Annotated in this window: 9 protein-coding genes; 7 read left to right on the top strand and 2 right to left on the bottom strand. The window is 42.1% G+C overall.

The window, feature by feature from the left end; translation table 11 throughout:
* Window positions 1–153: 153 nt before the first annotated feature.
* Window positions 154–1206 carry an OmpW family protein gene (locus FTV48_RS08560; RefSeq protein ID WP_159138013.1) on the bottom strand — a complete coding sequence of 351 codons (1053 nt, stop codon included), beginning with the start codon at window positions 1204–1206 and terminating at the stop codon, window positions 154–156.
* A 447-nt stretch (window positions 1207–1653) separates the two neighbouring features.
* Here FTV48_RS08560 and FTV48_RS08565 point away from each other — a divergent pair, with 447 nt between their 5' ends.
* Entirely contained in the window at window positions 1654–1833 is a 180-nt protein-coding gene (locus FTV48_RS08565) for a hypothetical protein (protein ID WP_004646507.1), read from the top strand.
* A gap of 295 nt (window positions 1834–2128) precedes the next feature.
* Here the strand turns inward: FTV48_RS08565 and FTV48_RS08570 are convergent, their stop codons facing one another.
* On the bottom strand, window positions 2129–2917 hold the full coding sequence (locus FTV48_RS08570; RefSeq protein ID WP_005171774.1) for a hypothetical protein: 789 nt from the start codon (window positions 2915–2917) through the stop codon (window positions 2129–2131).
* A gap of 233 nt (window positions 2918–3150) precedes the next feature.
* Here FTV48_RS08570 and uvrB point away from each other — a divergent pair, with 233 nt between their 5' ends.
* From uvrB to FTV48_RS08600, 6 genes are all read left to right on the top strand, one after another.
* Window positions 3151–5172: an excinuclease ABC subunit UvrB gene (gene uvrB / locus FTV48_RS08575; protein ID WP_005096439.1), complete on the top strand. Its 2022-nt coding sequence runs from the start codon at window positions 3151–3153 to the stop codon at window positions 5170–5172.
* A gap of 145 nt (window positions 5173–5317) precedes the next feature.
* Entirely contained in the window at window positions 5318–5905 is a 588-nt protein-coding gene (locus tag FTV48_RS08580; protein WP_180000024.1) for a lipocalin family protein, read from the top strand.
* Window positions 5906–6068: 163 nt separating this feature from the next.
* Complete coding sequence (gene rarD, locus FTV48_RS08585; RefSeq protein WP_180000026.1) at window positions 6069–7001, top strand: EamA family transporter RarD; 933 nt, start codon at window positions 6069–6071, stop codon at window positions 6999–7001.
* Window positions 7002–7252: 251 nt separating this feature from the next.
* A complete protein-coding gene (locus tag FTV48_RS08590) occupies window positions 7253–8710 on the top strand; it encodes a glyceraldehyde-3-phosphate dehydrogenase (protein WP_005096443.1) in 1458 nt (485 codons plus the stop codon).
* Window positions 8711–8897: 187 nt separating this feature from the next.
* Window positions 8898–9272 (top strand): helix-turn-helix domain-containing protein, encoded by a 375-nt coding sequence (locus FTV48_RS08595; protein ID WP_180000028.1) that lies wholly within the window; start codon window positions 8898–8900, stop codon window positions 9270–9272.
* Between the two features lie 29 nt (window positions 9273–9301).
* Window positions 9302–9553: a hypothetical protein gene (locus FTV48_RS08600; protein ID WP_253602672.1), complete on the top strand. Its 252-nt coding sequence runs from the start codon at window positions 9302–9304 to the stop codon at window positions 9551–9553.
* Window positions 9554–9660 lie beyond the last annotated feature (107 nt).

Here is a 9660-nt window from a genome sequence, read left to right on the forward strand (position 1 = left end):
GGGCAGGCAGGCAGATAAAGTCAGCGCTTATAGTATTCGATTCAGGTAAAGGAGGCGATAAAATAAAAATTGATCGAAAGATAAATTTTTTTTATCAATATTTTAAGCCTAAAAAAACGGCCGAAGCCGTTTTTCTGAAACCTGATATTGAACTTAGAAACGCATGCCAATACCGGCATAGGCCAGAATCGGATTAATCTCAATATCTGCCTTGGAACGAATCAGTTCACCCAACGTACTATCAGTGACGGTAATGGTTGTATCATTTTTCAGATGTGCGTAGGAGACTGAGCCGACCGCAAACCAGGTATCATTAAAGTCATAACTGAAGCCAACCGTAGCGACAGGGGCAAAGACATCTGAGGCTTCAAGTTTTACTTTAGGATCGGCTTCACTTAGCTTACCTTCAAGGGAAGCACCAGCATTGCCTTGTTTAATATTGGCAATCATATGTCCAGCAGCAATCAGGTCCTGCTCGGTACGCGAGTTGATTTCCAGTTCATTAAAATAGGCATACATCACACCTAAGCCGACATAAGGACGAAATTTATTCACTCCGGTTTTACCAAAGTGATACTGGAATTCAACGGCAGGTGTCCAGGCACGGGCCGAGGCAGCAGGGCCATAGGCTTCCAAGTCTGTAATCAGAAGATCATTGGCCAATTCAAGGTTGCCTAAGGCACCCCCCAGGGGGGTTGCGATGGCCGAAAATGGGGCATAGATTTTACCACTGCCTTGTAAATCCACTTTGGGTGGAATACCAGCTTTCACTTCAAAGGAAATATGATCAGTAAAATAGTAATTGGTCATGATGCCTAAAGTCGTGACATCATCGGCTTCCAGACCAGTCCCTGGATTATTCCATTGTTCTAAACCTTGAATGGTGGCTTGCCCACTGAGGGGAGCCGAGATTTCGGGTAGGTTTAAAGCTAAATCGAGTAAAGGCGGGATTTTATAACCTTCACGAATATTGTCGCGTACAGTACTTGACTTGACTGCCCCGACATCACTTACTTCACCATTTTTGACCGCAGTATTGACTGCAAAAGCTTGGGCCTTACCTTGTGGCATCACATGTAGTGCACCCACAGACACAGAAAAGCGTTTAAAGCCATCTCCATCCTGTAGACTAAAATAAGGCGAATCTGCGTGGGCGACCATAGGTAAAGTGACAAGGCCTGCCATACATGCCAGCATTGTTTTCATTGATTTGGAACTCCATGTCCAGTGTATTTATTCGTTTTTCTAGTTCACTAATTATGTGAACTTCATTAAAAAATTCAGTTATAGAACAATAGATCAAAGGTTAACCATCGGTTAAGATTGGTAGCTTTTGTGTGTTTTTTGTATTCAAGGTTTGAGCTGTTAACAAAGAAACATCTGTAAAATAAGTCTTTTAAAATGTAGACAGTTAGTTTAAGTAGAGAAAAATCTGGTTTTTATCTCAGCAAAATTTTGATTTTTTAAGTCCTCAATATAGGTTTTTGTTCCTGAATGAGGCCGATTTTTGCAGCAAGTCGTTTAGGAATGAATTGATTTTTTGCTTTCCGTGCTTGAGCTCCAAATAGCACTAACAGAATTTATCCAAGATCCTGCTACCCAGTTGCTTGAGTTTTTTTGTACAATAGGCGCATATATTATTGAGTGAATCATATGAGCACCCAAACACCTCCCAAAAAAAAGCCTCTGGTTAATTTACCTTTCCCGATCAAACAAGCGGAGCAAAATGCTGCGGAAGAAGTTCTGGAAGATTTAAGACCAAGACCGCAGCGTTATGCTGACCGTACCTGGATGCCGCCACGCGGTACGCGTCGTTCAATGGGTAAACGTTAATTGGTCGAACTCAAAAAGCTATGATGAGTCATGGCTTTTTTTGTGTAAATTTTTAGATATTCAGCAATTAATATTTCATCTATTTCCTTATTTCTCGAGCAGATAAAACCCTGGCCAGATTTTTCTCATTTCTCATTTCTCATTTCTCATTTGCATGATCTTGATCGAATACATGCAGCATCTCAAAAAGCTCATCGCTAAGCAGAATAAAATAATTAGTTGATCTATTGACCTTGCACATCTTATACCCATAAAAAAAGCCAATTCAGAAATTGGCTTTTAGAGAGATAAGTTATTAGCGAATGCTTTTACGTGCTTTATTTTCCGGTTTTGGTGGGGCAATTTCTCGCTGTTCTTGCCAGACATCAATAAAGTCTTTTTCATTAATATTATACAGCTCAAGTAGCGCTAAAATCACACCCCCAAACAGCATGGCACCTTCGGAATGACTCTGAAAATCGACCAGTTTGGTATTTAGATTATGCAGGATATCTTCAATTTCGAAGACCCGTTCCCGCCCATTGCTGTCGGTCGGATAGATCTGGGTATTTAAAATAATCCTCGCCAGACTTTTTTCATTTTCGGTCAATGGCAATTCTTCAATCAGCTCATCAGTCGCAGGATTTAAAATGACTGAATCGCGAAAAATCGTATGTAGGAAGTTTGCGCTTAATTTGGGTAGAGGCTTTTCCACAAAAGGGCGGAAAGATTGCGGGAAAATGACATTGCGTGAAATGCCTTTAAACATCGGTGCAATTTCTTCGACTTTATAACCTGCGATCCCGCATCCTAAAGACGTAATAAAATATTTATTTTTAGAATGGTTTTTGGTGTAAATCTTGAAGTCATCGATATAGTGCTGGATTTGTGACAGCGGCATTTGCTGCAAATGCTCGTTCATGGTTGGAATCGCATAGCTTTGACCCGACCAGCCACGACCGACGCCCATGACTGCACCAAAATGCTCAAGCGCTGTTCTTGCTGCACCTGCGCCATGCTGCCCCGCCAGATTGCTGCCAAAAACAAACACGGTATTTTCCGGAAGGGATTTAACAATACTTTCATCGTGATAGTGGTAAGTCATAATTGTCTATTCGAGGCCATCCTGATCTTCATGTTGCCTTTGATCGGGGTTGGGGTCAAGTAAAAAGCAGGGATGGCCTGAATGTTGAAAGACTGACTAAATATGAGAATTCTCAACATATTTCTCGACTGTCATCATCTGTTGGATTTCGGTATTTTGGCTATGGAATCTGCTCCGGCAAGTCTGAAATCTGCTAAAATTCCTGATCCGCATTCGAGTTGAGACATGTAGCTGTGACTGATAAGCAACCCTTTGAATTAGTAACCAGTTATCAACCCGCAGGTGATCAGCCACAGGCCATTGAAAAGCTGGTCAAGGGTATTGAACAGGGCTTTCATGATCAGCTTTTACTGGGCGTTACCGGGTCGGGTAAGACTTATACCATGGCCAATGTGATTGCACAGACCCAGCGTCCGACCATTGTCATGGCACATAACAAAACGCTGGCTGCACAGCTTTATGGCGAATTTAAAGCATTTTTTCCGAATAACGCCGTCGAGTATTTTGTCAGTTATTATGATTATTATCAGCCGGAAGCTTATGTGCCATCTTCAGATACTTTTATCGAGAAAGATGCCGCAATTAATGACCATATTGACCAGATGCGTCTTTCCGCGACCCGATCATTATTAGAACGTCGTGATGCAATTATTGTCGCATCAGTTTCTGCAATTTATGGTTTGGGTGATCCGAATGCCTACATGAGCATGTTGCTGCATGTGGTGGAAGGCGACCGCATTGGTCGTGATGATATTATCCGCCGTCTGGTCGAAATGCAGTATTCGCGCAATGAACTGGAATTCCTGCGCGGTACTTATCGTATTCGTGGCGAAATTATCGATATTTTCCCGGCAGAATCGGATCAGGATGCCATCCGGATTGAATTGTTTGATGATGAAGTCGATTCGATTCGCTGGTTTGATCCCTTGACCGGAAAAATGGTGCGCAAAGTACCACGTGTAACGATTTATCCCAAAAGTCACTATGTCACGCCCAAAGACAATTTATCCCGCGCAATTGAAACCATTCGGGAAGAACTCAAAGAGAGACTGGTATTCTTCCGTGAAAATGACAAATTGCTGGAAGCGCAGCGGATTGAACAGCGTACCCGTTATGATCTGGAAATGATGCAGCAGTTGGGCTATACCAATGGCATCGAAAACTACTCGCGTCATTTGTCTGGACGTCCTTCAGGCGAGGCGCCACCCACCTTGTTCGATTATATTCCCGATGATGCCTTGCTGATTATTGATGAATCACATGTCACCGTGCCACAAATTGGTGCCATGTATAAAGGCGACCGTTCGCGTAAGGAAAATCTGGTGAATTATGGTTTCCGTTTGCCAAGCGCGCTAGATAACCGTCCGATGAAATTTGAAGAATGGGAACGCATTGTCCCGACCACTGTGTATGTCAGCGCAACGCCAGCTCGCTATGAACTGGAAAAATCGCAGCAGATTGTCGAGCAGGTGGTACGTCCGACCGGTCTGATCGATCCTGAAATTGAAATTCGTCCGGTACTGACGCAAGTCGATGATGTACTTTCAGAAATTAATCTGCGCAAAGATATCAACGAGCGGGTACTGGTCACCACCTTGACCAAGCGCATGGCAGAAGACCTGACCTCTTATTTGAAAGAGTACGGGATTAAGGTCGCTTATTTACACTCGGATATCGATACTGTTGAGCGCGTCAAGATCATTCATGAGCTGCGTACTGGCGTACACGATGTGCTGGTCGGGATTAACCTGCTGCGTGAAGGTCTGGATATGCCGGAAGTGTCACTGGTTGCGATTCTGGATGCCGATAAAGAAGGTTTCCTGCGTTCTGAGCGTTCTCTCATTCAGACTATCGGGCGTGCTGCGCGTAACCTGAAAGGGAGGGCGATTTTGTATGCAGATCGAATAACTGACTCAATGCAAAAAGCCATTGATGAGACAGATCGACGTCGTGCCAAGCAGATTCAGTTTAATGAAGAGCATGGTATTACTCCGCGTAGCGCAGTCCGTCAGGTAATCAAGGAAATTGATACCGGTGAAATATTGGATGATGATTCAATTGAATTGAAAGCTTCTGATCAGGCGCGCGCGATCAGTGCAGATGAACGACATATCATGGCAGACCCGAAAATGTTTGCGAAGCATATTAACAAGCTTGAAAAGGAAATGCTGAAAGCCTCTAAAGAGTTACAGTTTGAGCAGGCTGCACGTCTGCGTGATGAAATTTTGCGCTTAAAAGCCCAGATGTTTGATTGATTTTTTTTACATGAAGTTTTATTTCAATGACCTAAAGTCAATCATAAACCAAACATAATGTAACAAATCAAGTGCTTGGATAAGGCTATTGTAAGAACAGAAAATTTTTAAATAAATATTTTGTGAACATATAATAGGTATTTTTATGACAACTCAAAATTCTTCAGGTACTGGATTGAAGCTGGCAAAAATTGCTGTGGGTAGTGCGGTTCTTCTGGGTTTGGGCGCGGCAACGATGGCCTATGCGCAAAATGAGCCATTACCGACCGTTGAAAAAGTAGAACTGGACCGTTATTTGGGGACTTGGTATGAAGTGGCGCGCAAGCCTTTGTCTTTTCAAAATAAATGTGATCGTGATGTCACTGCAACCTATACCTTGAATGAAAATGGCAATATTGTGGTCGATAACCGCTGTACTAAAAAAGATGGTCAGCCAACCCAATCCTTGGGTGAGGCATTTGTGCAAGATCCACCGCAAAATACCAAATTAAAAGTCAGTTTCCTGCCCGACTTTATTCGCTGGATTCCGGTCGGGCGTGGCGATTATTGGGTCTTAAAACTGGATGAGAATTATCAAACCGTTCTGGTCGGTGAGCCTAAACGTAAATACATGTGGATACTATCACGTAATCCGCAATTAGATAAAAATGTTGTAAACGAATATTTGCAATATGCACAGTCTGTGGGTTATGACCTGAGTGATGTGATTCATACCAAACAAACGCAAAGATAGAAATATCTTCTTAATCGAAACCATGCTTAGGCATGGTTTTTTATTTTTATGAGCAAAAATATATTTCAAAGTAGGGTAGTGATTTCACTTTAAATAGATGAAGCATCAAGCTTTCTAGTGTACTAATCGTTATAATGCCGGCGAATGAAAGTAGAGTTTGACTATGTATAAAGGCATTGCGTTATCTGTATTGGCCTCGGTGGTTTTCGGGGTGCTCTATGTATTTACGCCTTTCTTACAGCCTTTAGATAGTGAACAGACCTTTGCCTGGCGTATGCTGGCCACGATTCCGTTTTTAACTGCCTTTATGTGGTGGTCGGGTGATCTGCAACATATCAGCAGTATCTTTAAGCGGGTTTTACAGCAACCTGCGTTTTTGATCTGGTTGCTGATCAGCTCTTTGTTATGTACCACACAGTTATGGCTGTTCTTGTGGGGCCCTATTAATGGCCGTGGCCTAGAAGTCTCACTCGGTTATTTTTTGTTGCCTCTGGTGATGGTGCTGGTCGGCTGTATGCTCTATAAAGAGAAATTATCATCATTCCAGATGGTGGCTGTCACTTTGGCTGTATTGGGTGTAGGGCATGAGATCTGGCGAATTGGTTCAATTGCATGGGAAACGGTCTATGTGGCTTTGGCCTATCCTTTGTATTTCTTCATGCGGCGTAAATTTGCTACGGATCATCTGGGGGGCTTCTGGTGGGATCTATGTCTGATTTTACCCGCTGCATTTTATCTGGGTTTTATTTATAGCGACTCGATGCAGCTCATGTTAAATCATTCTCATTTGATCTGGGCAGTATTGGTACTGGGTTTTTTGAGCGCACTGGGACTCGGTAGCTATATTCTCGCCAGCCGATATTTACCCTTTGTTATTTTTGGGTTGTTGAGTTATCTGGAACCTGTGCTGTTGGCCTTTGCCTCGATGGCTTTGGGGGAGCGTGTGGAAGCTGGCGAGTGGCTGACTTATATTCCAATTTGGCTCGCCGTATTGGTGCTGGTGATTGAAGGGATTCTGCATCTATTTAAGCAGCGTAAACAGCAATTAGCGCTTAAGAAAAATCTGGCAAACTATCAGGATCGACTAGACTCTTAAAATTAAAAAGAGATCGAATGAATAAACAACATTTAACAAATTTCTGCTCCGTACGGGAAAACGCATGCTTTTAAAATTTTTGAATGCAAAATCATTTAGCTAATTGCAACTATTTCCCAGATTTATAGTGAATATACGTTAAAAACCACTCGTCTCGGTGAGCTTTTGATTCAAAGTTGCCTCCAATTCCATTACAATTATGGGGTTTTGAAATTTATGCCTAGATTTACAATTAATTAGAGGACGTATCTGTGAGCAAAGACACTATCGTTGCCCTACATGCAGAGCACCAAGGTCGCTGGAAAAACCGTGAAGAACTTGCGGAACGCATGATTGCCCTTGTTGGTCAGTTATATCGTGAAAAAAATATTGTAGCTACAGTTTATGGTCGCTCTTTAATTAACCGTTCTGTGATTCAGATCTTGAAAGCACACCGCCGTACTCGCGTACTCGATGTTGAACTTTCGGTTGTAAATACATTCCCAATTCTTGAAGCATTGGCGAAAGTTGAGAACATCGGTTCTGCTGAAGTTGATCTAGGTAAACTTGCTGTTGAATTTAAAGAAAAAGGCGGCGACATCGATGCATTTGTTGCAGACGCTGTTAAATCTCTAGAAGGTAATGCTGCTGCTGTAGAACATAAAGACGTAGTTCTTTATGGTTTCGGTCGTATCGGTCGTATCCTGGCACGTTTGATGATTGGTCAATCAGGTCTGGGTCGCGGTCTTAGCCTGAAAGCAATCGTGGTTCGTAAATCATCTGATGGTGATTTGGAAAAACGTGCATCTCTACTGCGTCGTGACTCGATTCATGGCCCATTTGCAGGCACGATTTCTGTAGATGAAGAAAACGAAGCAATTATTGCAAACGGTAACTTCATTAAAGTGATCTATGCGTCTAATCCTTCTGAAGTGGATTACACAGCATATGGTATTAACAATGCACTTGTGATCGACAACACTGGTAAATGGCGTGATGCTGAAGGTCTTGCTCAACACCTGAAATGCCCGGGCGCTGCTCGTGTTATTTTGACTGCACCTGGTAAAGGTGACATGAAGAATGTGGTTTACGGTGTGAACCAGGCGGACATCCTTGCTGAAGATAGCATCATCTCTGCTGCAAGCTGTACGACTAACGCAATTACTCCAACACTGAAAGTATTGCATGATAAATACACCGTGTTAAATGGTCATGTTGAAACAGTTCACTCGTTCACAAACGACCAGAACTTGATCGATAACTACCATAAAGCGGACCGTCGTGGCCGTGCTGCAACATTGAACATGGTTATTACTGAAACTGGCGCAGCGAAAGCAGTTGCTAAAGCGCTGCCAGCACTTCAAGGTAAATTGACAGGTAATTCTGTACGTGTTCCTACGCCAAATGTATCACTTGCAATTCTTAACCTGACTTTAGGTCAAGACGTTGATCGTGATGAAGTAAACGAATATATTCGTCAGATTTCAATCGGTTCGATCCTTCAAGGTCAAATCGGTTATACCAACTCGACTGAGGTGGTCTCTTCTGACTTTATTGGTTCACGCACTGCAGGTGTATTTGACGCGCAAGCAACAATCACTTCAGGCAACCGTTTAACTGCTTATGTTTGGTACGATAACGAAGTGGGTTATAGCTGCCAGGTATTACGTATTGCTGAACAAATGGGCGGCGTAAGCTATCCTAAAGTTCCTGCAGAAACAAATGCATAATTTGTTGATGTAGTTTAAAAAAGAGTCTCTATGGAGGCTCTTTTTTTATACTTATTTTTTATTGAAGTCGGGTGGATTCGATTCAATCACAAAATGTAAATCAGCTTGCTGACGAAATATTAATCTGTTAGCTTACAAAGAGTAAGTATATTAAAATCAGTAAGTAATAAAATACCAGGATAGATTTATGACAAATTATGCAATTAGTCCGTTATTAGGACAGGTTTTATCAACTGAATGTCCATCACGTGAAATATTGGAGCATCTTTCCAATAAATGGTCGGTCTTGGTGTTGCGTTGCCTGAGTGAAGGTGTGCATCGTTTTAGTGAACTGAAACAACGGATTGAAGGAGTGAGTGAAAAGATGCTCTCCCAGACTTTAAAAGTGCTGGAACAAGATGGTTTTGTGCTCAGAACGGTTTATCCGGTTGTGCCGCCCAAAGTGGAATATCAGTTGACCATTACCGGTTCACAAGCTGCAGATAAAGTGATGCAAATGATTCACTGGATTGAACATGGTTTACCAGAAATTTTAGAAAATAAACAACGTGTTGCCAAATAGAAGCTAAATTGCTTTTGGGGTAGCAAGAGATGAAAAAGTCAGAAAATCTGTTGGCTACTTTACTGGCAGTGTATGCAATCATTTTAGTTTTATGCATTGCGATTTATGCAATCTTCAAACTTTTAGATGTTGATATTGCTTTAGCGACCAATCTCTTGCTTTGGTCAGCAACGATCTTTGCACCGCTTGCAATATTAATGACCTATACCAGTTGGCGAGAGCAGAAAGGGGTAGAAGTAATTGCTAATTATTGTAAAGGACTAGGGCGTGTCCTCATTTGAAAAATTGGTTTTAAATACTTAAAATCCTCCTTTAAGCTCTTTTGATTTCTATATTTTTTCAATGGCACGTACTCTTCTCACCGATGATATCTGGCAGCAAATTCAAG

Origin of the sequence: Acinetobacter sp. YH18001 (genome assembly GCF_013416975.1) — a bacterium.
GTDB classification, from domain to species: Bacteria; Pseudomonadota; Gammaproteobacteria; order Pseudomonadales; family Moraxellaceae; genus Acinetobacter; species Acinetobacter pseudolwoffii.